Source organism: Pseudomonas sp. B21-012 (assembly GCF_024749305.1).
Lineage (GTDB): Bacteria > Pseudomonadota > Gammaproteobacteria > Pseudomonadales > Pseudomonadaceae > Aquipseudomonas.
The window spans coordinates 5,194,505-5,216,796 of the sequence record NZ_CP087197.1; the positions used below are offsets into that span (position 1 = coordinate 5,194,505).

Genomic DNA, 22,292 nt, shown 5'->3' on the forward strand with positions numbered 1-22,292 from the left:
CATGCACGAACTCTATCAGCCCCGCGAAATCGAAGCCGCCGCCCAGTCTTACTGGGATGAGCGAAAGTCTTTTGAAGTCAGTGAACAGCCAGGCAAGGACACGTACTACTGCCTATCGATGTTCCCGTACCCAAGCGGCAAGCTACATATGGGCCACGTGCGCAACTACACCATCGGTGACGTGATCGCCCGTTACCAGCGCATGCTCGGCAAGAACGTCCTGCAGCCAATGGGCTGGGACGCCTTCGGCATGCCGGCGGAAAACGCCGCGATGAAGAACAACGTCGCCCCGGCCAAGTGGACCTACGAAAACATCGACTACATGAAGACCCAGCTCAAGAGCCTGGGCCTGGCATTCGACTGGTCGCGTGAAGTCACCACCTGCAAGCCGGACTACTACCGCTGGGAACAGTGGCTGTTCACCCGCCTGTTCGAAAAAGGCGTGATCTACCGCAAGAACGGTACCGTGAACTGGGACCCGGCCGACCAGACCGTGCTCGCCAACGAGCAGGTCATCGACGGTCGCGGCTGGCGTTCGGGCGCGCTGATCGAGAAGCGCGAAATCCCGATGTACTACTTCAAGATCACCGACTACGCCGACGAGCTGCTGGAAAGCCTCGACGAGCTGCCGGGCTGGCCTGAGCAGGTCAAGACCATGCAGCGCAACTGGATCGGCAAGTCCCGCGGCATGGAAGTGCAGTTCCCCTACGACCAGGCCAGCATCGGCCACGCCGGGGTGCTGAAAGTCTTCACCACCCGTCCGGACACCCTGATGGGCGCCACCTACGTGGCCGTTGCCGCCGAGCACCCGCTGGCCACCCAGGCCGCCCAGGGCAACCCCGAGCTGCAAGCCTTCATCGATGAATGCAAGAGCGGCAGCGTCGCTGAAGCCGACATCGCCACCCAGGAGAAAAAGGGCCTGGCCACCTCGCTGTTCGTCGAGCACCCGCTGACCGGCGAGAAGTTGCCGGTGTGGGTCGCCAACTACGTGCTGATGCACTACGGCGATGGCGCAGTAATGGCGGTACCGGCACACGACGAGCGCGATTTCGAGTTCGCCCACAAGTACAACCTGCCAGTGAAGGCCGTGGTACGCACCAGTGCCGGCGATGAAGTCGGCAACGAGTGGCTGGCCGCCTATGGCGAGCACGGCCAGCTGATCAATTCCGGCGAATTCGACGGCCTGGACTTCGCCGGCGCGTTCGACGCCATCGAAGTGGCGCTGATCAAGAAAGAGCTGGGCAAATCCCGCACCCAGTTCCGCCTGCGCGACTGGGGCATCAGCCGCCAGCGCTACTGGGGCTGCCCGATCCCGATTATCCACTGCCCGTCCTGTGGCGATGTGCCGGTACCGGAAGAGCAACTGCCGGTCATCCTGCCAGAAAACGTCGTGCCCGATGGCGCCGGCTCGCCGCTGGCGCGCATGCCCGAGTTCTACGAGTGCAGCTGCCCGAAATGCGGCACCGCGGCCAAGCGTGAAACCGACACCATGGACACCTTCGTCGAGTCGTCGTGGTACTTCGCCCGCTACGCCTCGCCAAACTACGAAGGCGGCATGGTCGACCCGAAAGCAGCCAACCACTGGCTGCCGGTCGACCAGTACATCGGCGGTATCGAACACGCGATCCTGCACCTGCTGTACGCGCGCTTCTTCCACAAGCTGATGCGCGACGAAGGCCTGGTCACCTCCAACGAGCCGTTCAAGAACCTGCTGACCCAGGGCATGGTCGTTGCCGAAACCTACTACCGCGTTGCCAGCAACGGCGGCAAGGACTGGTTCAACCCGGCCGACGTCGAGATCGAGCGCGACGCCAAGGCCAAGATCATCGGCGCCACGCTGAAAACCGACGGCCTGCCGGTCGAGATCGGCGGCACCGAGAAGATGTCCAAGTCCAAGAACAACGGCGTTGACCCGCAGGCGATGATCGAAGCCTACGGCGCCGACACCTGCCGCCTGTTCATGATGTTCGCCTCGCCGCCGGACATGAGCCTGGAATGGTCCGACTCCGGTGTCGAAGGTGCCAACCGCTTCCTGCGCCGCGTCTGGCGCCTGGCCCAGGCCCACGTGGCCCAGGGCCTGCCGGGCAAGCTGGATGTCGCCAGCCTCGATGACGGGCAAAAAGTGATCCGCCGCGCCATCCACGCAGCCATCAAGCAGGCCAGCACCGATGTCGGCCAGCACCACAAGTTCAACACCGCCATCGCCCAGGTGATGACCGTGATGAACGTACTGGAGAAAGCCCCGCAAGCCAGCGAACAGGACCGCGCCCTGCTGCAGGAAGGCCTGGAAGCTGTAACCTTGCTGCTGGCACCGATCACCCCGCACATCAGCCACGAGCTGTGGCAGCGCCTGGGCCACCAGGACGCAGTGATCGATGCGGCCTGGCCGGTACTGGACGAGAGCGCCCTGGTCCAGGACAGCATCGTCCTGGTCATCCAGGTCAACGGCAAGCTGCGTGGCCAGATCGAAATGCCGGCCGCGGCCAGCCGTGAAGAAGTCGAAGCCGCCGCGCGCAGCAACGAGAACGTGCTGCGCTTCACCGAAGGCCTGAGCATCCGCAAGGTCATCGTGGTACCGGGCAAGCTGGTCAACATCGTCGCCAACTGACAGGAAAAGCCGGCCCGCCACAGCGCGGGCCGGCGCACAGAATCGGCCCACAAGGGAGCTACAACATGATCAAACGCAATCTGCTGGTAATGGGCCTGGCCGTTATGCTCAGCGCCTGCGGTTTCCAGCTGCGCGGTACCGGCAACACGGAACTGGCGATCAAGGAACTGGACCTGAGCGCGCGTAACGCCTACGGCGATACCGTGCTGCAGTTGCGCCAGGCATTGCAAAGCAACGGCGTCAATGTCCACGCCGGCGCGCCTTACAAGCTGGTGCTGACCAACGAACAAGAGTCCCAGCGTGCGGCAACCTACGCCGGTTCCGGGCGCTCGGCCGAGTACGAACTGACCACCGTGCTGAGCTACAGCATCGAAGGTCACAACGACACCAACCTGCTCAACGACAAGCTCGAAGTGCGCAAGATCTACGTGCATGACGGCAACAACATCACCGGTTCCGACCAGGAAGCCAACCAGACCCGCAAGGAAATGCGCCGCGACCTGGTGCAGAACATGCTCGTACGCCTGCAACTGCTGACCCCGAGCCAGCTTGAAGGCCTGCAACAAAAGGCTGACGAACGTGCGCAAGCCGAAGCCGACGCCCTGGAAGCTGCCCGCCGTGCCCAGGACGAAACGCCTCAGCAGTCGCCGCTGCAACTGCCGCGCAACTGAGACTGAACGGGGCACTTCGGTGCCCCGTCTGCCATCATGAAACTCACTCCCGCCCAGCTCAACAAACACCTGCAAGGCAACCTCGCGCCGGTTTACGTGATCAGCGGCGATGACCCGCTGCTGTGCCAGGAAGCGGCCGACGCCGTGCGTGCCGCGGCGCGCCAGCAAGGCTTTGATGAACGCCAGGTGTTCAGCGCCGACGCCAACTTCGACTGGGGCACCCTGCTCCAGGCCGGGGCCAGCCTGTCGCTGTTCGCCCAGCGCCGCCTGCTCGAGCTGCGCCTGCCCTCCGGCAAGCCTGGCGACAAGGGCGCGGCAGCACTGATCGAGTACTGCGCCAAGCCTGCCGAAGACACCCTGCTGCTGATCAGCCTGCCCAAGCTCGATGGCAGTGCGCAGAAGACCAAGTGGGGCAAGGCCTTGATCGAAGGCCAGCACGTCCAGTTCGTGCAGATTTGGCCGGTAGACAGCCACCAGTTGCCGCAATGGATCAGCCAGCGCCTGTCCCAGGCCGGGCTGAGCGCCCAGCGCGACGCGGTTGACCTGATCGCCGCCCGGGTTGAAGGCAACCTGCTGGCAGCAGCCCAGGAGATCGAGAAGCTCAAGCTGCTGGCCGAAGGCAATCAGATCACGGTTGAAACGGTCCAGGCGGCGGTAGCCGACAGTGCCCGCTTCGATGTGTTCGGCCTGGTCGATGCGATCCTCAATGGCGAGGCAGCCCATGCTTTGCGCATGCTTGAGGGCTTGCGCGGCGAAGGGGTCGAGCCACCGGTGATTCTCTGGGCCCTGGCCCGGGAACTGCGCCTGCTGGCCGGGCTTGCCCAGCAGTTCAGCCAGGGCGTGCCGCTGGACAAGGCCTTCAGCCAGGCCCGGCCGCCGGTCTGGGACAAGCGCAAGCCGCTGATGAGCAAAGCCCTGCAACGCCATTCGGCGCAGCGCTGGAGCCAGTTGCTGCAGGATGCCCAGCGCATCGATGCGCAGATCAAGGGCCAGGCCCAGGGTTCGCCGTGGACCAGCCTGGCGCGCTTGTCGTTGTTGATGGCGGGGCAGCGCCTGGCTTTGCCGGCGGAGTGAAAATGTATCGCGGGGCAAGCCCGCTCCTACCGATTTGTGTGGGAGCGGGCTTGCCCCGCGATAACTTCACACCTATATTGCGCCCCACACCCACCCTACAGGACCCCCTGTCATGAGCAAAAAACCCGCAAAGCCCGGGCCCAACAAGGCCAAATCCATCGTCGCCCAGCCCTTGTTCCGCAGCCGCCAGGAACGCGCCGGCAAAGGCAAAGGCAGCTACCGCCGCGAAGCCTTCCAATCGAGAGATTGGGAGGCTTCTTACTTTTTGGCCGCATAAAGGCAAGAATCCGGCAGGCATGGTATGGTCGGCACCTGACCTGAAATACCTGGACCTGTGCATGCCCCTTTGTCTTTCCCGTCGCTGGCAACCTCGCCAGCTGATTGCCGCCTCCAGCCTCATCCTGCTTGTCGCCTGCGCGGAGAAACCCACCGCTGCCGATGCGCTGCCGCTGGCCCCTGCCCAACCGGCTCCAGTCGTCACCCTGCCCACCCCTGCCGTCGACACGCTCAGCGAGATCCAGCCGCTGCAAAGCTTCGCCCAATGGCAGGCGGGATTCCGCCAGCAAGCCCTGCAAGCGGGTATCAATGCCAGCACCTTCGACCGCGCATTCCTCGGTGTCACACCCGACATGGACGTGATCAAGGCCGACCGCAGCCAGCCTGAGTTTACCCGGCCGGTATGGGAGTACCTCGATGGTGCGCTGTCGCCACTGCGGGTACGCAACGGCAAAGGCCTGCTGGAAAAACATGCCGAGTTGCTGAGCCAGATCGAACAACGCTACGGCGTCGACCGCAATGTGCTGGTGTCGGTGTGGGGAATGGAGAGCAACTTTGGCCAGTTCCAGGGCAACAAATCGGTTATCCGCTCTCTCGCCACCCTGGCCTATGAAGGCCGCCGCCCGGCCTTCGCCCAGGCGCAGTTGATCGCGGCGCTGCAAATCCTGCAAAACGGTGATATCCAGCCCGACGCCATGAAGGGCTCGTGGGCCGGGGCCATGGGCCAGACCCAGTTCATCCCCACCACCTACAACACCCATGCCGTGGATTTTGACGGCGACGGCCGCCGGGATATCTGGAACAGCTCGGCTGACGCCCTGGCCTCGACTGCGCATTACCTGCAGAGCTCCGGCTGGAAACGCGGCGAACCCTGGGGTTTTGAGGTGCAGCTGGCGCCTGGCTTCGACTACTGGCTGGCCGATGGCAGCCAGCGCAAGCCGGTATCGGAATGGCTGCAGATGGGCCTGAAACTGCCCGCCGGCGTACGTTTGCCAGCCGGCAGCGAGCAGCTGTCCGCCGCCCTGCTGTTGCCGGCCGGTTATCGCGGCCCGGCATTCCTGGTACTGGACAACTTCCGCGCGATCCTCAAGTACAACAACTCGTCGTCCTACGCCATGGCCGTCGGCCTGCTCGGCCAGCGCTTCGATGGCTCGGGCTACATTGCCGGCTCATGGCCCAAGGATGACCTGCCACTGAGCCGCAGCGAGCGTGTCGAGCTGCAGACCCTGCTCAGTGCCCGCAACTACGACGCCGGCGCCGCCGACGGCATCATCGGCGCCAACACCCGCAAGGCCATCCGCAGCGCCCAGCAGGCGCTGGGCTGGCCGGCTGATGGCTATCCGACGCACAAGCTGCTCGATAGCTTGCGTCAGCGCTGAAGCACCTCGCGGGGCAGGTCACTCTGGCCTGCCCCGCGATGGCGCTCAAACAAATCCTGCTCCAGTCGCAAACACTTGCCATCGGCATCCAGGCACACCCTGGCCCCCATCGGCAACGTCAGGTTCGGGTCGCAATGACCACTGCGCCAGCCGGCCAGCACCGGCACCTGCAGCGGTGCAAAGAACTGGCGCAGCAAGGGCGCCAGCGCCTCTGGTGCAATCCCGGCAAAATCCCCGACCAGCACACCACGAATCCCTTCGAGCTTGCCCGCCAGACGCAATTGCGTCAGCAGGCGGTCGACCCGGTACAGCGGCTCGTTGACGTCTTCGATAAACAGAATACCGCCATCACAGTGGAGTTCTGCCGGGGTGCCCAGGGTCGCGCACAACAACGACAGATTCCCCCCCAGTAAAGGCCCGCTGGCAGTGCCTGGCAGGATGGTGGTCAATGGCCAGGCCTGAGGGTGCTCAAGACGGTCACCGGCGCCCAGCTGGCCGCGCAGCTGCTCGAACAGCGAAGAGAGTGTCGGCTCCTGCTTGTTGCCCAGCAGCTCCGACTTGAGCATGGCACCATGGAAAGACACAAACCCGGCATGACGGGCAATCGCCGTGTGCAGCGCGGTAATGTCGCTGTAGCCGACCAACGGCTTGGGATGCCGGCGCAGCAAGTCGAAATCGATGTTTTCCAGCAGGCGCATACTGCCGTAGCCACCGCGCAGGCAGATGATGGCATCGACATCCTTAGCGGCAAATGCACTGTGCAGGTCTTGCAGGCGCTGCGCATCGCTACCGGCCAGATAACCCTCGGCGGCGGTTACTCCCGGGTAGATCCGGCAGCGATAGCCGCGCGCTTCGAACCACTGGTTGACCTTGAGCGTATCGACCTGGGCGGGACCTGCCGGGGCGATGATTGCGATCAGCCCGCCAGCGGGCAAGGCGCTCGGTAACGGCAAGGCATGCGCCAGCACGCCAGCCTCTTGAGTAAAAGGTAGGTTCATCCAGACAACTCCTTGTGTGGACAGGTCGGCAAACAAAAATGCCGATGTCGCTTTGCAGCAGACATCGGCATCGAGACAACCAGGCTGTCGATCAGAGCTTGATCTTGGCCTCATGCGCCTGCTGGTCGGCATGGTACGAAGAACGCACCAGCGGACCGGAAGCAACGTTCTTGAAGCCCATCTTGTAACCTTCTTCGGCGAACCAGGCGAAGGTGTCCGGGTGCACGAAACGCTGCACCGGCAAGTGGCTGCGCGACGGCTGCAGGTACTGGCCGAGGGTCAGCATGTCGATGTTGTGCTCGCGCATGCGATGCATCACTTCGATCACTTCTTCATCGGTTTCGCCAAGGCCCAGCATCAGCCCGGACTTGGTCGGTACGTGCGGCACCAGTTCCTTGAACTTCTGCAGCAAGGTCAGCGACCACTGGTAGTCCGAACCCGGACGCGCGGCCTTGTACAGGCGCGGTACGGTTTCGAGGTTGTGGTTGAACACATCCGGCGGGGTTTCAGCGGTAATCGCCAGGGCCACATCCATGCGCCCGCGGTAGTCCGGCACCAGGGTCTCGAGCTGCACACCCGGCGACAGCGCGCGGATCTCACGGATACAGTCGGCAAAATGCTGGGCACCACCGTCGCGCAGGTCGTCGCGGTCCACCGAGGTGATCACCACGTACTTCAGGCGCAGGTCGGCAATGGCCACGGCGAGGTTCTTCGGCTCGTCGACGTCCAAGGGCTTCGGCCGGCCATGGCCGACGTCGCAGAACGGGCAGCGACGGGTGCAGATGTCACCCATGATCATGAAGGTCGCGGTGCCGCCCGAGAAGCACTCGCCCAGGTTCGGGCAGGAGGCTTCTTCGCAGACGCTGTGCAGCTTGTGCTTGCGCAGCAGTTGCTTGATGCGGTCGACTTCCGGCGAAACCGGGATACGCACGCGAATCCAGTCAGGCTTCTTTGGCAGCTCGTCAGTGGGGATGATCTTTACCGGGATACGCGCGACTTTCTCCGCGCCACGAAGTTTGACACCCGCCTCGACCTTCGGCCGAGGCGCTGGCGTCACGCTTTGCACTGGTTCTTGCACAACAGTAGTCATATTCAGAAGATTCCGCCCGTAAGGGTCGTCTGCTCAGCATAGTCGAGGTGCTTGACCAGCTGCCCGCGCAGCCTTGCCCTTACCTCAGAGAGTTCGATCGAGCCTGCCTGGTCGCGCAGCTGGGTCATGGCCAGCCCCGCATACCCGCAGGGGTTAATCCGGCGGAATGGCGCCAGGTCCATGTCCACGTTCAAGGCAAGGCCGTGGAACGAACAGCCATTGCGAATCCGCAGGCCGAGCGAGGCGATCTTCGCCCCGTCGACATAAACGCCCGGCGCATCGGCCTTGGCCGCCGCCTCGACGTTGTAGCTTGCCAGCAACTCGATCAGGCAGCGCTCGATACGGCTGACCAGATCGCGCACGCCAAAGCCCAGGCGCCGTACATCCAGCAGCAGGTACGCCACCAACTGGCCCGGGCCGTGGTAGGTCACCTGGCCGCCGCGATCGGTCTGCACCACCGGGATGTCACCCGGTACCAGCAAGTGCTCGGCCTTGCCGGCCTGGCCCTGGGTGAACACCGCCGGGTGTTCAACCAGCCATACCTCATCCGCCGTGCCCGGGCCACGCTGGTCGGTGAACCGACGCATGGCCTCCAGCACCGGCTCGTAAGGCAGCAGGCCGAGGTCGCGAAAGCCGAGGCACGCGGGCATCAGAGCACCATTTTCACGATTCCGGTCGCGCGCAGGGCGCTGTTGATATCGTGCAGCTGGTCTTCACCCGTGGCGATGATGTGCAGTTGCACCGTGGTGTACTTGCCTTCCTTGCTCTGACGTTCGGCCAGGGTGCTCATGTCGACCGTGGCGTACTTCTTGAGGATCTCGATCACCGTGTCCTTGAAATTGACCACGGTGTCGCCGATGACCTTGATCGGGTAATCGGCGCAGGGGAATTCGATTTTGTGCGACTTGTCAGCTTCGGTCATAGCAGTAACGGCCTCGTAAGCCGTGGCAACAACAACGCCCCCGCATGAGTGGCGGGGGCGTGGCAGGTCACGATATCAGTTGAACAACCCGTAGAAGAATAGCCGAATGCTATCCCACACACGACGGAAGAAACCACCTTCCTCAACGCCATCCAGCGCGATCAGGTCGGCACTGTGGACAACCTTGTCATCCAGTTTGACTTCCACTTTACCGATCACGTCACCTTTGTTGATCGGAGCGATCAATTGCGGATTCATGGTCATGCTTGCGGCCAGCTTTTTCAATTGGCCTTTAGGCAAAGTCATGGTCAGGTCTTCGGCGAGACCGGCTTTGACCTGGCTGGTTGCGCCCTTCCAGACCGGAGCCTGGGCGAGCTCGGTGCCCTTCTGGTAGAAGGTCTGGGTTTCGAAGAAGCGGAAGCCGTAGGTCAGCAGCTTCTGGGTTTCGGCCGCACGCGATTGCTCGCTGTTGGTACCGAAGACCACGGCGATCAGGCGCATGCCGTCACGTACCGCCGAAGACACCATGCAGTAGCCGGCTTCGTCGGTGTGGCCGGTTTTCAGGCCGTCGACGGTCTTGTCGCGCCACAGCAGCAGGTTGCGGTTAGGCTGCTTGATGTTGTTCCAGAAGAACTCCTTCTGCGAGTAGATCGCATAGTGAGCCGGGTCTTCGTGGATGATCGCCCGCGCCAGCACTGCCATGTCGTGGGCCGACGAGTAGTGCTCGGGGTTCGGCAGGCCGGTCGGGTTCATGAAGTGGCTGTTGCTCATGCCCAGATCGCCGGCGGTCTTGTTCATCATGTCGGCGAAGGCGTCTTCGCTGCCGGCGATGTGCTCGGCGAGGGCGACGCTGGCGTCGTTCCCCGACTGGATGATGATGCCGTGCAGCAGGTCGCTGACGCTGACCTGGGTGCCGACCTTGATGAACATCCGCGAACCGCCGGTGCGCCAGGCGTTTTCGCTGACGGTGACCGGATCGTTTTCGCCGATCTGCCCGCGACGGATATCCAGGGTCGCGATATAGGCGGTCATCAGCTTGGTCAGGCTCGCCGGAGGCAGACGCTGGTCACCATTGTTCTCGACCAGGATGTTGCCGCTGGAGGCTTCCATGAGCACGTAGGACTTGGCAGCCAGTTGCGGCGGCGACGGCATCATCTGCTCTGCCGCGAAGGCGGCAGGGGCAATCATCAGCGGTACAAGCAGGCAAAGGCGTTTGGCAAAGCTGGTTATGTTCATCCGTCTCTCGAAATGGCTAATGGGCTCATGCCCTCATGGGCAAAACGTTTACAGGCGCATGGCCTGACGGGCAAAACCGCCATTGTACATGGCGGCTGCGCCCGGCTGCATGACAAACCGATCAGTCCCCCCGATCAGTCTGCCGTGACGACTTTGGGCTGCCCCAGATTGGCCAGGCGCACGCTGTCCTGCATCTGCTGGGCCTCGCCCTGGCTGTTGATCGGCCCCAGGCGGACCCGGTGCAGGGTCTGCTGGTTACGCACGATCGAACTGATGAACACCGGTGCGCTGACCATGCTGCTGAGCTTGGAGCGCAGCAGTTCGGCGGCATCGGGGTTGGCAAAAGCGCCGACCTGCAAGTAAAGACCATTGCTGGCCATCGTATTGTTGCTGGCGACCTGCAGGGGTACGACCGCAGCGGCGTGCTGCTGCGGCGGTGGCGTCCATTGCTCGACCGTGCCGGTGCTGGCCGGCAGCGCCTGGGTCTGGGCCACTTGCGGCTGGTCGAGGACCATCGGCGCCGGCTGGCCCCGCTGGGCCCACCATTGTTTCGGGTCGATGCCTTCGACGCGCACCCGCGCGGTGCCGGTCTCGGCATAGCCGAGCTTCTTCGCCGCCGCGTAAGACAAGTCGATGATGCGGTCGGAATAGAACGGCCCGCGGTCGTTGACCCGCAGGATCACGCTGCGCTGGTTGTCGAGGTTGGTGACCTTGACGTAGGCCGGCAGCGGCAGGGTCTTGTGCGCCGCGCTCATGCCGTAAAGGTCATAGACCTCGCCGTTGGCGGTGTTCTGGCCGTGGAACTTGGTGCCGTACCACGACGCCGTGCCCTCGGCGCGGTAGTTGCGCGAATCCGGGATCGGGAAGTAGGTCTTGCCCAGCACGGTGTAGGGGTTGGCCTTGTAGTTACCGGTGTGCACGGTCGGGGTCGCGTCGGGGATCTTCGAGACGTCGACATCCCACCACGGCGCGCCGTCCTTGTGGGCCCGGTTGATATCCAGGCCGGGCTTGGCCCGCACGACATTGGCATTACCCTGGGTGGAGGTGCTCGGGCGGCTGCTCGAACAGCTCACCAGCACCAGGCCCAGGGCGGCGCAACCCAGCATTTTCAGCGATGTAGCGGAGAACATTACGCGCATTACTTGGCGCCCCGTGCTTGAACCAGCAGGTCCGAGAGCTGATGCACTGCCATGGCATACATCACGCTGCGGTTATAGCGAGTGATCGCGTAGAAGTTTTTCAGGCCCAGCCAGTATTCCGGGCCGTTGTCACCTTCGAGCCGGAAGGCGGTGACCGGCAGATCATCGCGCAGCGCATCATGACTCGACCAGCCCAGTGCTCGCAACTCCCCGACCGTCTTGACCGCGTCGATGCCCGGGCTCAGGCCCTCGTCGACGCGTTCGCCACGCACCGTGGCGCGACTGACCACCTGTTCGCCGGCTACCCAGCCATGACGCTGGAAGTAGCTGGCAACGCTGCCGATGGCATCGTCCGGGTTGTTCCAGATGTTGATGTGGCCGTCGCCGTCAAAATCCACGGCGTAGGCGCGAAAGCTGCTCGGCATGAACTGCGGCAGGCCCATGGCTCCGGCGTAGGAGCCTTTGAGGGTCAGCGGGTCGACCTGCTCTTCACGGGCCAGCAACAGGTACTCGCGCAGTTCCTTGCGGAAGAATTCGGCGCGCGGCGGGTAATCGAAGCCCAGGGTCGACAGCGCATCGATCACCCGGTAGTTGCCGGTGTTGCGGCCAAAGAAGGTTTCGACGCCGATGATCGAGACGATCACCTGGGCCGGCACGCCGTATTCCTGTTCGGCGCGGGCCAGGGTGGCCTCATGCTGGCGCCAGAAGTCAACGCCGCGGGCGACGCGGGCGTCGGTGAGGAACATCGGCCGGTAGTCTTTCCAGGGTTTTACCCGTTCAGCCGGGCGCGAGATCGCGTCAAGGATCGACTGCTTGCGCTGAACCTCGCGAAACACCCCCATCAACTGCTCACCGGCAAAACCGTAGTCGCGGGTCATTTCGCCGACGAACTCGGCCACCTGGGGCGAGCCGTCGTAGTCGCCGGCAGCAGCGCCTTGCGCGCCGCCAAGCAAACCCAGAAAGCCGACCCAGGGCGCACAACGAGCCGCCCAGCCACGCATTGCTTGCATGTAATTCTTCACCTTATTCAAACCTGCGCAATCCATTTGCGATGCGTATGGATCGACATTAAAACCCCAAACGCTGACAGCAGCGTCACCAACGAAGTTCCGCCATAACTAATGAAGGGCAGCGGCACCCCCACCACGGGCAACAAGCCGCTGACCATACCGATATTGACGAACACATAAACAAAGAAGGTCATGGTCAGGCTGCCAGCCAGCAACTTGCCGTAGAGCGTCTGGGCCTGGGCGGTAATCACCAGGCCGCGGCCGATCAGCAGCAGGTAGATCAAAAGCAGCGCGCAGATACCGACCAGGCCGAACTCCTCGCCGAGCACGGCGATGATGAAGTCGGTGTGGCTTTCCGGAAGAAAGTCCAGGTGCGACTGGGTGCCCAGCAGCCAGCCCTTGCCGAACACCCCGCCCGAGCCGATCGCCGCTTTCGACTGGATGATGTTCCAGCCGGTGCCCAGCGGATCGCTTTCCGGGTCGAGAAAGGTCAGTACCCGCTGCTTCTGGTAGTCGTGCATGACGAAGAACCACATCGCCACCGCCACCGGCACTGCCGCCGCCACCACGCTGAGGATCCAGCGCCAGCGCAGGCCGCCCATGAACAGCACGAAGGCGCCGGAGGCGAGGATCAGCAAGGCGGTACCCAGGTCTGGCTGACGCACAATGAGGATGAACGGCAGGCCGATCAGGATCAGGCTGATCACCACGTGCTTCAGGTGCGGCGGCAGCGAGCGCTTGGCCAGGTACCAGGCGATGGTCGCCGGCATGATGATCTTCATGAACTCCGAGGGCTGGAAGCGGATCACCCCGGGAATGTTGATCCAGCGCGTGGCGCCCATGGCGTTGTGGCCCATGACGTCGACCACCACCAGCAGGATCACCCCGACCACATAGGCAAGGGGCACCCAGCGCGCCATGAAACGTGGTTCGAGCTGGGCAATGACGAACATCGACACCAGGCCGATGCCGAACGAACTGGCTTGCTTGAGCAGCAGGTCCCAGTTCTTGCCGCTGGCCGAATAGAGCACGAACAGGCTGCCAGCAGCCAGGGTCAGCAGCAGGATCAGTAACGGGCCGTCGACATGGATGCGCTGCAGGAAGCTGGCGCGACGACGCATAACGTCCTCGCTGGAAAGCATGCGATCGAAATTGTTCTTCACTGGGCCGATTCCTGAACGACGGTGGCGGGAGCGAACTCGGATTTGAGCCGGCCATGCTCGTCCAGCAACCAGGCGTCCATTACCTGACGCATCACCGGCGCCGCGACGCGGCCACCCGCCTCGCCGTTTTCGATCATCACTGAGACCACGATCTTCGGGTTCTCTGCCGGGGCGAAGCCGACGAACAGGGCGTGGTCGCGGTGGCGCTCCTGAACCTTGTTGCGGTCGTACTTCTCGCCCTGCTTGATCGCCACTACCTGGGCGGTACCACTCTTGCCGGCAATCCGGTACTGGGCACCGGCGGCGGCAGCGCGGGCAGTACCGCGGGCGTTGTGCATCACCTGCTCCATGCCATGGGTGACCCTGGCCCAGTCGGACTTGTCGCGCAACACGATGTCTTCCATCGGGTTCTCGTCCACCGGCGGCTGGCCTTCGATGGTCTTGGCCAGGTGCGGACGGTTCCACTTGCCCTTGCTGGCGATCAGGGCAATAGCCTGGGCCATTTGCAACGGCGTGGTCTGCATGTAGCCCTGGCCGATACCAAGGATCAGCGTCTCGCCCGGGAACCAGGCCTGACGGCGGGTGGCGCGCTTCCATTCGCGGGTCGGCATCAGGCCGGCGGACTCCTCGAACATGTCGAGGGAGACTTTCTGCCCGAGGCCGAACTTGTTCATGTAGCTGGACAGACGGTCGATGCCCATCTTGTGCGCCAGGTCGTAGAAGTAGGTGTCGTTGGAGCGCATGATCGCCAGGTCGAGGTCGACCCAGCCGTCGCCGCTGCGGTTCCAGTTGCGGTATTTGTGGTCATAGTTGGGCAACTGGTAGAAGCCCGGGTCGAACACCCGGCTGCTGGCGGTGACCACACCACTGTCGAGTCCGGCGATGGCCACTGCCGGCTTGATGGTCGAACCCGGCGGGTACAGGCCACGCAGCACGCGGTTGAACAGCGGTCGGTCGATCGAATCGCGCAGCTCGGCATAGGCCTTGAAGCTGATGCCGGTGACGAACGGGTTGGGGTCAAAGCTTGGCTGGCTGACCATCGCCAGTACTTCGCCGGTATTTGGGTCGAGTGCGACAATGGCGCCGCGGCGCCCGCCCAGCGCGGCCTCGGCAGCTTCCTGCAGCTTGATGTCGAGGCTCAGGACGATGTCTTTGCCGGGGATCGGGTCGGTGCGCTTGAGCACCCGCAATACCCGGCCACGGGCGTTGGTCTCAACCTCTTCGTAACCCACCTGGCCGTGCAGTTCCGGCTCGTAGAAGCGCTCGATGCCGGTCTTGCCGATATGGTGGGTACCGCTGTAGTTGACCGGATCGAGGGTCTTCAGCTCTTTCTCGTTGATCCGCCCGACATAACCGACCGAGTGAGCGAAGTGCGCTCCCTGCGGGTAATGGCGCACCAGTTGGGCGACCACCTCAACGCCGGGCAGGCGGAACTGGTTCACCGCAACGCGGGCGATCTGCTCTTCGGTCAGCTCGAACAGGATCGGCACCGGCTCGAACGGCCGGCGGCCCTGGCGCATGCGCTTTTCAAACAGGGTGCGGTCGTCCGGGGTCAGCTCGAGCACCTCGACGATCACATCGAGTACCTGCTGCCAGTCGCCGGAGCGCTCACGGGTCATGGTCAGGCTGAAGCTTGGCCGGTTATCGGCGACGATCACCCCGTTGCGGTCGAAGATCAGCCCGCGAGTCGGCGGAATCGGCTGCACATGCACCCGATTGTTTTCCGACAGGGTCGAGTGATAGTCGTACTGGATCACCTGCAGGTAATACAGGCGGGCGATCAACACGCAAATCAGCAGGACGATCGCCACTGCACCGACCACGACGCGGCTACGCACCAGACGGGCGTCTTTCTCGTGATCCTTGAGGCGAATCGGCTGCGACATTGAAAAGGCTTAAGGCTTATTTGTGGTAGGGGTGCCCGGACAATACGGTCCAGGCGCGGTACAGCTGTTCGCCGATCAGTATCCTTACCAACGGGTGGGGCAGTGTCAGCGGCGACAGCGACCAGCGCTGCTCGGCCCGCGCACAGACTTCCGGCGCCAGCCCTTCGGGGCCGCCGACCATGAAGTTGACGGTACGCGAATCCAGCCGCCAGCGGTCCAGCTCGACCGCTAGTTGCTCGGTACTCCAGGGCTTGCCATGGACCTCCAGGGTGACAATCCGTTCCCCTGGCTGGACCTTGGCAAGCATGGCCTCACCCTCCTGACGGATCAGGCGGGCGACGTCGGCATTCTTGCCCCGGGTATTGAGCGGTATTTCCACCAGCTCCAGCGACAGCTCCGCGGGCAGGCGCTTGGCATATTCATGCCAACCGTCCTCGACCCACTTGGGCATGCGCGAGCCGACCGCGATCAGACGCAGACGCACGAGCCTTCCTTATTCCCGATCTTTCAGCTTGTCTGCAAAGTCGTGGGTGTTTTCCGGGCTGTGGTGCTTGCCATCGGCGGCACGGCTCTGCTCGGCACCCATCCACAGACGCTCAAGGTCGTAAAACTGACGGGCAGCGGCAGTCATCATGTGGACGATGACATCATTCAGGTCCAGCAGTACCCAGTCGCTGTCGCCCTTGCCTTCTTCGCCCAGTGGCTGAACGCCCTTGGCCTTGACCTGCTCACGGACCTTTTCCAGCATCGCGCTGATCTGGCGGTTGGAGGTACCGGTGGCGATGATCATGTAGTCGGTCAGGCTGTGCTTTTCTTTTACGTCGATAACCTGGATGTCCTGGGCCTTGACGTCTTCCAGGGCGGACTTGGTCAGTTCGACCAGCTCTTCGGCGCTGACGTTGTGTTTTTGCTTGGTCATATAAAACTCATTCAACTCTATAGTTTGAGGCGCTTCTCAGCACCCTCAGTTCGGCGCACGGTAAAGGTTGTGCGCATCGATGTAGGCCAGTACTGCGTCCGGCACCAGAAACCGCACCGACTTGCCGCTGGCCAGCAGCTGTCGGATCTGCGTGGCTGACACCGCAAGCGGCGTCTGCCAGACGAATGCAATATTCCCGGCAGGCCCTTCAAGGGCCTGCGGATCACTGACCGAACGTGCGGCCAGCAGGTTGCGCAAGGCATCCGGCGGTTCGACGTCGGCATCCGGGCGTTGCAGCACCAGGATGTGACAGTGTTGCAGCAATTCTTCCCAACGGTGCCAACTGGGCAGGCCGCAGAACGCGTCCCAGCCCAGCAGCAGAAACAGCTGCTCCGAGGCGGCCATTTCGGCACGCATCAGTTCCAGCGTTTCGATGGTGTACGACGGCTTGTCTCGGGCCAGTTCGCGAGCATCGACCGACAGCGTCGACACGCCCCGAACCGCGCACTGGACCATCGCCAGCCGGTCCTGGGCCGACACTTGCGGCGTATCACGGTGCGGCGGGCGGGCGTTGGGCATCAGCCGCAGCTCGTCGAGCGCCAGCACTTCGGCGACCTCCAGCGCACTGCGCAGGTGTCCGATGTGCACCGGGTCGAAAGTCCCGCCGAGCACGCCGATGCGCCGGGCGGGCGCCATCGTCGAGACTGGGGCGAGCGGTTTGCGCTCGGCCAAGTCAGAGCGACTCCTGTCCGCGCAGCTGACCGTCGCCGATCACCACGTATTTTTCGCAGGTCAGGCCTTCCAGGCCAACCGGGCCTCGGGCGTGCAGCTTGTCGGTGGAAATCCCGATCTCCGCGCCCAGACCGTACTCGAAACCGTCGGCAAAGCAGGTCGGGGTGTTGATCATTACCGACGACGAATCGACCTCGGCCATGAACTGGCGAGCCTGCGCCTGGTGTTCGGTGACGATCGAATCGGTATGGTGCGAGCCATAGCGATTGATGTGTTCGATGGCCTGGTCCAGACCGTCCACTACGCGGATCGACAGAATCGCCGCGAGGTATTCGGTGCTCCAGTCCGCTTCGGTCGCCGGCAGCGCCTCGATGATTTTCAGCGTGCGCTCACAACCGCGCAATTCGACGCCTTTTTCCCGAAATTGTCGGGCCATTTCCGGCAGGAACTCGGCCGCGACCGACTGATCGACCAGCAGGGTTTCCATCGCCCCGCAGATGCCGTAGCGGTAGGTCTTGGCGTTGAAGGCGATGCGCCGGGCCTTGTCCAGCTCGGCGTGCTCAGCCACATAGACGTGGCAGATACCATCGAGGTGCTTGATCACCGGCACGCGCGCGTCGCGGCTGATGCGCTCGATCAGGCCCTTGCCGCCACGCGGCACGATGACGTCGACGAACTCCGGCATGCTGATCAGCGCACCGACCGCTTCGCGATCGGTGGTTTCGACCACTTGCACCACCGCCGCCGGCAAGCCGGCCTCGGCCAGGCCGCGCTGGATGCAGGCGGCAATGGCACGGTTTGAGTGGATGGCTTCGGAGCCGCCGCGCAGGATGGTGGCGTTGCCCGACTTCAGGCACAGGCTGGCAGCGTCGATGGTCACGTTCGGACGCGACTCGTAAATGATGCCGATCACCCCCAGCGGCACGCGCATCTTGCCGACCTGGATACCCGATGGCCGGTAGCTCATGTCGCGGATCGCGCCGACCGGGTCCGGCAGGCTGGCCACCTGGCGCAGCCCGACGATCATGCCGTCGATGCGTGCCGGGGTCAGCGCCAGGCGCTCGAGCATGGCCGCTTCCAGGCCATTGGCGCGGCCAGCAGCGAGGTCCAGTTCGTTGGCGGCGGTCAGCTCGGCGCGGGCAGCGTCCAGGGCGTTGGCGGCGGCTTGCAGGGCGCGGTTCTTTTGCGCAGTGCTGGCACGGCCGATCACGCGCGACGCCGCGCGGGCAGCGCGACCCAGGCGGGTCATGTAGTCAAGAACGGACTCAGTCATGGGCTCAGTGGTCTTGGCGAAGGGGAAAATCGGATGATTATAACTGTCGTGTGGCCCCACGCCCAGCGGTGACAGGCGGATGGTCGAAAAGAGTGCCGGCCCCTCGCTTCATAATGGCCATTCAGGGTTGGTTAAGACAGAAATTGCTATCATCGCCCACCTGTCCACCCGCGAACCTGCCCGCATGCCAGACTCCGCCCCCTGCCCGCCCAAGGCCCTGCCCGACAGCTTCTTCGACCGCGACGCTGGCGAATTGGCCAGGGCCCTGCTGGGCAAGGTCATCCGCCACCGCCACGGCCCGTACTGGCTGGCGGCACGGATTATCGAGACAGAGGCCTACTACCTCAGCGACAAGGGCAGCCACGCTTCGCTCGGCTACACCGAAAAACGCCGGGCGCTGTTCCTCGACGGCGGGCACATCTACATGTATTACGCCCGCGGCGGCGACTCGCTGAACTTCAGCGCCCACGGGCCGGGCAATGCGGTGTTGATCAAATCGGCCTACCCCTTCGTCGATGCCTTGTCGGATGACAACAGCCTGGCACAGATGCAACTGAACAACCCTGACGCCAGCGGCCAGGCGCGCCCGCCCGAACGCCTGTGCGCCGGCCAGACCCTGCTGTGCAAGGCCCTGGGCCTGAAAGTGCCGCACTGGGACGGCAAACGCTTTGATCCCGAGCAGCTGTTTGTCGAGGACTGCGGTATCAAAGTGAAACAAATTATCCAGACCACCCGCTTGGGGATTCCCCACGGCCGCGATGAACATCTGCCCTACCGTTTCGTCGACGCCGACTTTGCCCGCCATTGCACACGGAACCCGCTGCGCCGGGGCCAAGTCGAAGGCCGGGACTACTTTTTACTGACACAAGGAAACTGACACGATGGGCCCATGGCTCGACAGCCTGACCACCTGGCTCAGCGCCAACCCGCAGTGGCTGGGATTAGCGATTTTTCTGGTGGCCTGCGTGGAATGCCTGGCGATTGCCGGGATTATCGTCCCCGGCACCGTTTTGCTGTTCGCCGTCGCGGTACTGGCCGGCAGCGGTGCGTTGAGCCTGGGCGAAACCCTGTTGCTGGGCTTTGCCGGTGGTTTGCTCGGCGACGCGATCTCCTACACCTTAGGCCGGCGCTTTCACCAGAACATCCGCCGCTTGCCGCTGCTGCGCCACCATCCGGAATGGATCGGCAGCGCCGAAACCTACTTTCAGCGCTATGGTATCGCCAGCCTGCTGGTCGGGCGCTTCATCGGCCCGCTGCGGCCGATGCTGCCCATGGTCGCCGGCATGTTCGACATGCCGCTGCCGCGTTTTATCGCCGTCAGCCTGCTGGCCGGGGCCGGTTGGGCAGTGGCTTACCTGCTGCCGGGCTGGGCAACCGGCGCGGCCATGCGCCTGCCGTTGCCGGAAGGCTTCTGGCCACAGGCTGGGGTAGTGATGGGCGGCCTGGCGGTGCTGGTCGGCCTGAGCATCAACAGCAGCCTGCGCAGCATGCGCCGCGGCACCCGGCTGATTGCCGGGATGAGCTTGCTGGCCCTGACCGGGCTGTTTCTCGGCTGGCCATACCTGACCCAGTTCGACCAGGGCCTGATGACCCTGATCCAGGAGAACCGCAGCCGCGCCATCGACGGCACGGTGGTGCTGATCACCCGCCTCGGCGATTTCCGAACCCAGTTCTTCCTCGGCGGCCTGCTCACCGGCCTGTTATTGCTGGCCCGCCAGTGGCGCCCGGCGATTTTCGCCGGCAGCACCCTGATCGGCACGGCCCTGGCCAATGGCAGCCTCAAGTGGCTGTTTGCCCGGGCGCGCCCGGAGGTACTCACTGATCCGCTGACCACCTACAGCATGCCCAGCGGCCACAGCTCGGCGTCGTTTGCGTTCTTCCTGGTGCTGGCGGTGCTGGCCGGGCGCGGGCAGCCGCCGCGCATGCGCCTGACCTGGATCATGCTGGGCTGCATTCCGGCGCTGTCGATCGCGCTGTCACGGGTGTACCTGGGGGCGCACTGGCCGACCGACATCCTCGCCGGCGCCATGCTCGCCTGCTGCGTGTGCGCTACCAGCCTGACCCTGACCCAATACCGGCAACCGCTCACCGCCCTGCCGCTACGGGTCTGGTGGCTGATCCTGCCGGCCTGCGTCGCCCTGCTGGCGTTCTTCGCCCTGCACTCGCTGCCGCACGCCTTGCTGCGCTACCAGTACTGAGGCATCAGGCGAACAGCTCGCCTTGCAGCCGGTCAAGCAGCGCCTGGATAGCCTCCAGGCGCTTGTGCGGTGAGTCGATGGCCAGCAGGTCGAGTTTGTCTTCTTCAACGAACGGCAGCAGGTAGGCGAGCTGGTTGGCCAGGGCCTGCTGGCCCTGGACCGTCACCGGCATGCCCAGCGCCTCGACCATCGGGTGCTCGCCCAGGGCTTGCAGCAGCGCCAGCAAGTCGTGATGGTCATCCTCCAGCGGCTCGTCGGCAAGCTCCGGCAGCCACGACACATCAGCGACCAGCAACTGGTCCTTCTGCACCTCGAACGGCCCGACACGAAAGCGCCGGGTGCCTTCGACCCGAATCCCCAGCAGGCCGTTGTCCTGCTGCTGAAAATCGCGAATCAGCGCCTCGCAGCCAACCTGCGAGAAACCGCTGGGCGCAGCGCCAACCTGCTCGCCCTCAAGGATGCACACCACGCCAAAACCGCCGCCCTGCTTCATGATGCGACCAATCATGTCCAGGTAACGCGCCTCGAAGATCTGCAGATCGAGAAAGCAGCCCGGGAACAGCACGGTATTGAGCGGAAACAGGGGTAACGTCATTGCAACTCCTCAAGCAACCAGGCTAACCGCCAGTGGCAGGAATACCGCCGTGGCAACCCCCATCAGGCTCATCGCCAGGGCCGCGAAGGCCCCGCATTCTTCACTTTCCTGCAGCGCTACCGAAGTACCAACCGCATGCGCAGTCACGCCTAAAGCCATGCCGCGCGCTTCAGGGCTGTGCACACCACAACGCGACAGCAGCGCCGGGCCGAAAATCGCCCCGATCACCCCGGTGATCAACACGAACACCGCTGCCAGCGCAGCCACACCGCCAATCTGCTCGGCCACCAGCATGGCAATCGGCGAGGTCACCGATTTTGGCGCCATGGTCATCAGGATCATGTGCTCGGCGCCAAACCACCAGCCCAGCAACAGGCAGGCGCCGGTGGCGAACACTCCTCCGATTACCAGCGTAGTAAAGGTCGGCCAGAACAGCTGGCGAATGCGCCGCAGGTTGAGATAGAGCGGCACCGCCAGGGCCACGGTCGCCGGGCCCAGGAGGATGTTCATGATCTCGGTGCTTTTGCGATATTCGCTGTAAGTCAGGCCACAGCCCAGCAGTACGCCAATGACTACCAGCATCGACACCAGCACCGGCTGCAGGAAGATCCAGCGGGTTTTCTCGTAGGCCGCCAGCACCAGCTGGTAGGCGCCCAGGGTGATGCCGATGCCAAACAGCGGATGGTGAATGACGGCGTTGACGGCGCCGCTCCAGTCCAGGCTCATGGCTGCTCCTCATGGCTGCCCTGGCGGGCCATCAGCTTGTGCATCAGCACGCCGACGAACACCAGGGTGAGCAGCGCCGACAGCACCAGGGCGCCGACGATGGCCCAGAAGTCGGCGGCGATATCCGCGGCATAGACCATTACCCCCACCGCCGGCGGCACCAGCAGCAGTGGCAAGTAGCGCAGCAGGCTGTTGGCCGCCTCGCTCAGGGGCGCGCCCACCTCGCCACGCAGCATCAGGTACACCAGCAGCAACAGCAGGCCGATGATCGGCCCGGGGAGGATCGGCACCACCAGGTGATTGATCGCCGTTCCAAGCAACTGGAACAGCACCAGCCAGGTCAAACCACGCAACAGCATAAGCATCTCCTTGAGGCCTGGCGGCCATTATAAGCACG

At 63.7% G+C, this 22,292-nt stretch carries 23 protein-coding genes; 7 read left to right on the forward strand and 16 right to left on the reverse strand.

The genetic code is table 11. The annotated features are described in order from the left end of the window. The first annotated feature begins 1 nt into the window (after position 1). The 5 genes from leuS to LOY37_RS23825 all read left to right on the forward strand — a co-directional run bounded on the left by leuS (position 2) and on the right by LOY37_RS23825 (position 6,008). On the forward strand, positions 2–2,608 hold the full coding sequence (leuS, locus tag LOY37_RS23805; protein ID WP_123565119.1) for a leucine--tRNA ligase: 2,607 nt from the start codon (positions 2–4) through the stop codon (positions 2,606–2,608). 65 nt (positions 2,609–2,673) lie between these two features. Then, positions 2,674–3,279: an LPS assembly lipoprotein LptE gene (lptE, locus tag LOY37_RS23810; RefSeq protein ID WP_045199854.1), complete on the forward strand. Its 606-nt coding sequence runs from the start codon at positions 2,674–2,676 to the stop codon at positions 3,277–3,279. A gap of 36 nt (positions 3,280–3,315) precedes the next feature. Continuing rightward, positions 3,316–4,353 carry a DNA polymerase III subunit delta gene (holA, locus tag LOY37_RS23815; protein ID WP_258715858.1) on the forward strand — a complete coding sequence of 346 codons (1,038 nt, stop codon included), beginning with the start codon at positions 3,316–3,318 and terminating at the stop codon, positions 4,351–4,353. A 112-nt stretch (positions 4,354–4,465) separates the two neighbouring features. Further along, a complete protein-coding gene (arfA, locus tag LOY37_RS23820) occupies positions 4,466–4,630 on the forward strand; it encodes an alternative ribosome rescue factor ArfA (RefSeq protein ID WP_045199858.1) in 165 nt (54 codons plus the stop codon). Between the two features lie 61 nt (positions 4,631–4,691). Next, on the forward strand, positions 4,692–6,008 hold the full coding sequence (locus LOY37_RS23825) for a lytic murein transglycosylase (RefSeq protein ID WP_045200053.1): 1,317 nt from the start codon (positions 4,692–4,694) through the stop codon (positions 6,006–6,008). Here the strand turns inward: LOY37_RS23825 and LOY37_RS23830 are convergent. The 13 genes from LOY37_RS23830 to LOY37_RS23890 all read right to left on the reverse strand — a co-directional run bounded on the left by LOY37_RS23830 (position 5,999) and on the right by LOY37_RS23890 (position 18,376). Beyond that, positions 5,999–7,006 carry an LD-carboxypeptidase gene (locus tag LOY37_RS23830; protein WP_258715859.1) on the reverse strand — a complete coding sequence of 336 codons (1,008 nt, stop codon included), beginning with the start codon at positions 7,004–7,006 and terminating at the stop codon, positions 5,999–6,001. The genes LOY37_RS23825 and LOY37_RS23830 overlap by 10 nt on opposite strands. A 91-nt stretch (positions 7,007–7,097) precedes the next feature. Continuing rightward, positions 7,098–8,096 carry a lipoyl synthase gene (gene lipA, locus LOY37_RS23835; protein WP_010222903.1) on the reverse strand — a complete coding sequence of 333 codons (999 nt, stop codon included), beginning with the start codon at positions 8,094–8,096 and terminating at the stop codon, positions 7,098–7,100. A gap of 2 nt (positions 8,097–8,098) precedes the next feature. Continuing rightward, a complete protein-coding gene (lipB, locus tag LOY37_RS23840; RefSeq protein ID WP_045199863.1) occupies positions 8,099–8,746 on the reverse strand; it encodes a lipoyl(octanoyl) transferase LipB in 648 nt (215 codons plus the stop codon). Beyond that, on the reverse strand, positions 8,746–9,018 hold the full coding sequence (locus LOY37_RS23845) for a DUF493 domain-containing protein (protein ID WP_045199865.1): 273 nt from the start codon (positions 9,016–9,018) through the stop codon (positions 8,746–8,748). The genes lipB and LOY37_RS23845 overlap by 1 nt, the downstream gene beginning before the upstream one ends. Before the next feature lie 75 nt (positions 9,019–9,093). Further along, positions 9,094–10,254 carry a D-alanyl-D-alanine carboxypeptidase family protein gene (locus LOY37_RS23850; RefSeq protein WP_258715860.1) on the reverse strand — a complete coding sequence of 387 codons (1,161 nt, stop codon included), beginning with the start codon at positions 10,252–10,254 and terminating at the stop codon, positions 9,094–9,096. A 134-nt stretch (positions 10,255–10,388) separates the two neighbouring features. Then, positions 10,389–11,393: a septal ring lytic transglycosylase RlpA family protein gene (locus LOY37_RS23855; RefSeq protein ID WP_258715861.1), complete on the reverse strand. Its 1,005-nt coding sequence runs from the start codon at positions 11,391–11,393 to the stop codon at positions 10,389–10,391. Beyond that, entirely contained in the window at positions 11,393–12,403 is a 1,011-nt protein-coding gene (gene mltB, locus LOY37_RS23860; RefSeq protein ID WP_258715862.1) for a lytic murein transglycosylase B, read from the reverse strand. The genes LOY37_RS23855 and mltB overlap by 1 nt, the downstream gene beginning before the upstream one ends. 17 nt (positions 12,404–12,420) lie before the next feature. Further along, a complete protein-coding gene (gene rodA / locus LOY37_RS23865) occupies positions 12,421–13,524 on the reverse strand; it encodes a rod shape-determining protein RodA (protein ID WP_045200058.1) in 1,104 nt (367 codons plus the stop codon). A 38-nt stretch (positions 13,525–13,562) separates the two neighbouring features. Continuing rightward, on the reverse strand, positions 13,563–15,452 hold the full coding sequence (gene mrdA / locus LOY37_RS23870; protein ID WP_045199872.1) for a penicillin-binding protein 2: 1,890 nt from the start codon (positions 15,450–15,452) through the stop codon (positions 13,563–13,565). A 16-nt stretch (positions 15,453–15,468) separates the two neighbouring features. Next, the gene (gene rlmH, locus LOY37_RS23875; protein WP_045199875.1) at positions 15,469–15,936 is read right to left on the reverse strand and encodes a 23S rRNA (pseudouridine(1915)-N(3))-methyltransferase RlmH; all 468 of its coding nucleotides are present in this window, start codon (positions 15,934–15,936) and stop codon (positions 15,469–15,471) included. 9 nt (positions 15,937–15,945) lie between these two features. Beyond that, complete coding sequence (gene rsfS / locus LOY37_RS23880) at positions 15,946–16,371, reverse strand: ribosome silencing factor (RefSeq protein ID WP_045199877.1); 426 nt, start codon at positions 16,369–16,371, stop codon at positions 15,946–15,948. A 45-nt stretch (positions 16,372–16,416) separates the two neighbouring features. Further along, entirely contained in the window at positions 16,417–17,067 is a 651-nt protein-coding gene (gene nadD, locus LOY37_RS23885) for a nicotinate-nucleotide adenylyltransferase (protein ID WP_258717223.1), read from the reverse strand. A gap of 37 nt (positions 17,068–17,104) precedes the next feature. Further along, positions 17,105–18,376: a glutamate-5-semialdehyde dehydrogenase gene (locus LOY37_RS23890; protein ID WP_258715863.1), complete on the reverse strand. Its 1,272-nt coding sequence runs from the start codon at positions 18,374–18,376 to the stop codon at positions 17,105–17,107. Positions 18,377–18,560: 184 nt separating this feature from the next. On the opposite strand from LOY37_RS23890, the gene LOY37_RS23895 reads away from it, so the two are divergent. Both LOY37_RS23895 and LOY37_RS23900 read left to right on the forward strand, forming a co-directional pair. Continuing rightward, positions 18,561–19,253 carry a DNA-3-methyladenine glycosylase gene (locus tag LOY37_RS23895; RefSeq protein WP_258608174.1) on the forward strand — a complete coding sequence of 231 codons (693 nt, stop codon included), beginning with the start codon at positions 18,561–18,563 and terminating at the stop codon, positions 19,251–19,253. A 4-nt stretch (positions 19,254–19,257) separates the two neighbouring features. Beyond that, a complete protein-coding gene (locus LOY37_RS23900; RefSeq protein ID WP_258715864.1) occupies positions 19,258–20,574 on the forward strand; it encodes a bifunctional DedA family/phosphatase PAP2 family protein in 1,317 nt (438 codons plus the stop codon). Positions 20,575–20,578: 4 nt separating this feature from the next. Here the strand turns inward: LOY37_RS23900 and LOY37_RS23905 are convergent, their stop codons facing one another. Genes LOY37_RS23905 through LOY37_RS23915 form a run of 3 tightly spaced genes read right to left on the reverse strand, consistent with a single transcriptional unit; the run spans position 20,579 to position 22,254 of the window. Then, complete coding sequence (locus tag LOY37_RS23905) at positions 20,579–21,169, reverse strand: LON peptidase substrate-binding domain-containing protein (RefSeq protein WP_093379175.1); 591 nt, start codon at positions 21,167–21,169, stop codon at positions 20,579–20,581. Positions 21,170–21,178: 9 nt separating this feature from the next. After that, the gene (locus tag LOY37_RS23910; protein ID WP_045199887.1) at positions 21,179–21,895 is read right to left on the reverse strand and encodes an LrgB family protein; all 717 of its coding nucleotides are present in this window, start codon (positions 21,893–21,895) and stop codon (positions 21,179–21,181) included. Continuing rightward, a complete protein-coding gene (locus LOY37_RS23915) occupies positions 21,892–22,254 on the reverse strand; it encodes a CidA/LrgA family protein (protein ID WP_045199889.1) in 363 nt (120 codons plus the stop codon). The genes LOY37_RS23910 and LOY37_RS23915 overlap by 4 nt, the downstream gene beginning before the upstream one ends. Between the last annotated feature and the right edge of the window lie 38 nt (positions 22,255–22,292).

What these genes read in the sequence shown, in the direction of transcription:
- LOY37_RS23830 (WP_258715859.1), bottom strand. Translation starts at nt 7,006, where the DNA reads ATGAACCTACCTTTTACTCAAGAGGCTGGCGTGCTGGCGCATGCCTTG.
- LOY37_RS23890 (WP_258715863.1), bottom strand. Translation starts at nt 18,376, where the DNA reads ATGACTGAGTCCGTTCTTGACTACATGACCCGCCTGGGTCGCGCTGCC.
- lipB (WP_045199863.1), bottom strand. Translation starts at nt 8,746, where the DNA reads ATGCCCGCGTGCCTCGGCTTTCGCGACCTCGGCCTGCTGCCTTACGAG.
- LOY37_RS23825 (WP_045200053.1), top strand. Translation starts at nt 4,692, where the DNA reads ATGCCCCTTTGTCTTTCCCGTCGCTGGCAACCTCGCCAGCTGATTGCC.
- leuS (WP_123565119.1), top strand. Translation starts at nt 2, where the DNA reads ATGCACGAACTCTATCAGCCCCGCGAAATCGAAGCCGCCGCCCAGTCT.
- lipA (WP_010222903.1), bottom strand. Translation starts at nt 8,096, where the DNA reads ATGACTACTGTTGTGCAAGAACCAGTGCAAAGCGTGACGCCAGCGCCT.
- mrdA (WP_045199872.1), bottom strand. Translation starts at nt 15,452, where the DNA reads ATGTCGCAGCCGATTCGCCTCAAGGATCACGAGAAAGACGCCCGTCTG.
- LOY37_RS23850 (WP_258715860.1), bottom strand. Translation starts at nt 10,254, where the DNA reads ATGAACATAACCAGCTTTGCCAAACGCCTTTGCCTGCTTGTACCGCTG.
- LOY37_RS23900 (WP_258715864.1), top strand. Translation starts at nt 19,258, where the DNA reads ATGGGCCCATGGCTCGACAGCCTGACCACCTGGCTCAGCGCCAACCCG.
- nadD (WP_258717223.1), bottom strand. Translation starts at nt 17,067, where the DNA reads ATGGCGCCCGCCCGGCGCATCGGCGTGCTCGGCGGGACTTTCGACCCG.
- LOY37_RS23910 (WP_045199887.1), bottom strand. Translation starts at nt 21,895, where the DNA reads ATGAGCCTGGACTGGAGCGGCGCCGTCAACGCCGTCATTCACCATCCG.
- LOY37_RS23895 (WP_258608174.1), top strand. Translation starts at nt 18,561, where the DNA reads ATGCCAGACTCCGCCCCCTGCCCGCCCAAGGCCCTGCCCGACAGCTTC.
- LOY37_RS23855 (WP_258715861.1), bottom strand. Translation starts at nt 11,393, where the DNA reads ATGCGCGTAATGTTCTCCGCTACATCGCTGAAAATGCTGGGTTGCGCC.
- holA (WP_258715858.1), top strand. Translation starts at nt 3,316, where the DNA reads ATGAAACTCACTCCCGCCCAGCTCAACAAACACCTGCAAGGCAACCTC.
- rodA (WP_045200058.1), bottom strand. Translation starts at nt 13,524, where the DNA reads ATGCGTCGTCGCGCCAGCTTCCTGCAGCGCATCCATGTCGACGGCCCG.
- arfA (WP_045199858.1), top strand. Translation starts at nt 4,466, where the DNA reads ATGAGCAAAAAACCCGCAAAGCCCGGGCCCAACAAGGCCAAATCCATC.
- lptE (WP_045199854.1), top strand. Translation starts at nt 2,674, where the DNA reads ATGATCAAACGCAATCTGCTGGTAATGGGCCTGGCCGTTATGCTCAGC.
- rsfS (WP_045199877.1), bottom strand. Translation starts at nt 16,371, where the DNA reads ATGACCAAGCAAAAACACAACGTCAGCGCCGAAGAGCTGGTCGAACTG.
- LOY37_RS23905 (WP_093379175.1), bottom strand. Translation starts at nt 21,169, where the DNA reads ATGACGTTACCCCTGTTTCCGCTCAATACCGTGCTGTTCCCGGGCTGC.
- LOY37_RS23915 (WP_045199889.1), bottom strand. Translation starts at nt 22,254, where the DNA reads ATGCTGTTGCGTGGTTTGACCTGGCTGGTGCTGTTCCAGTTGCTTGGA.
- mltB (WP_258715862.1), bottom strand. Translation starts at nt 12,403, where the DNA reads ATGCAAGCAATGCGTGGCTGGGCGGCTCGTTGTGCGCCCTGGGTCGGC.
- LOY37_RS23845 (WP_045199865.1), bottom strand. Translation starts at nt 9,018, where the DNA reads ATGACCGAAGCTGACAAGTCGCACAAAATCGAATTCCCCTGCGCCGAT.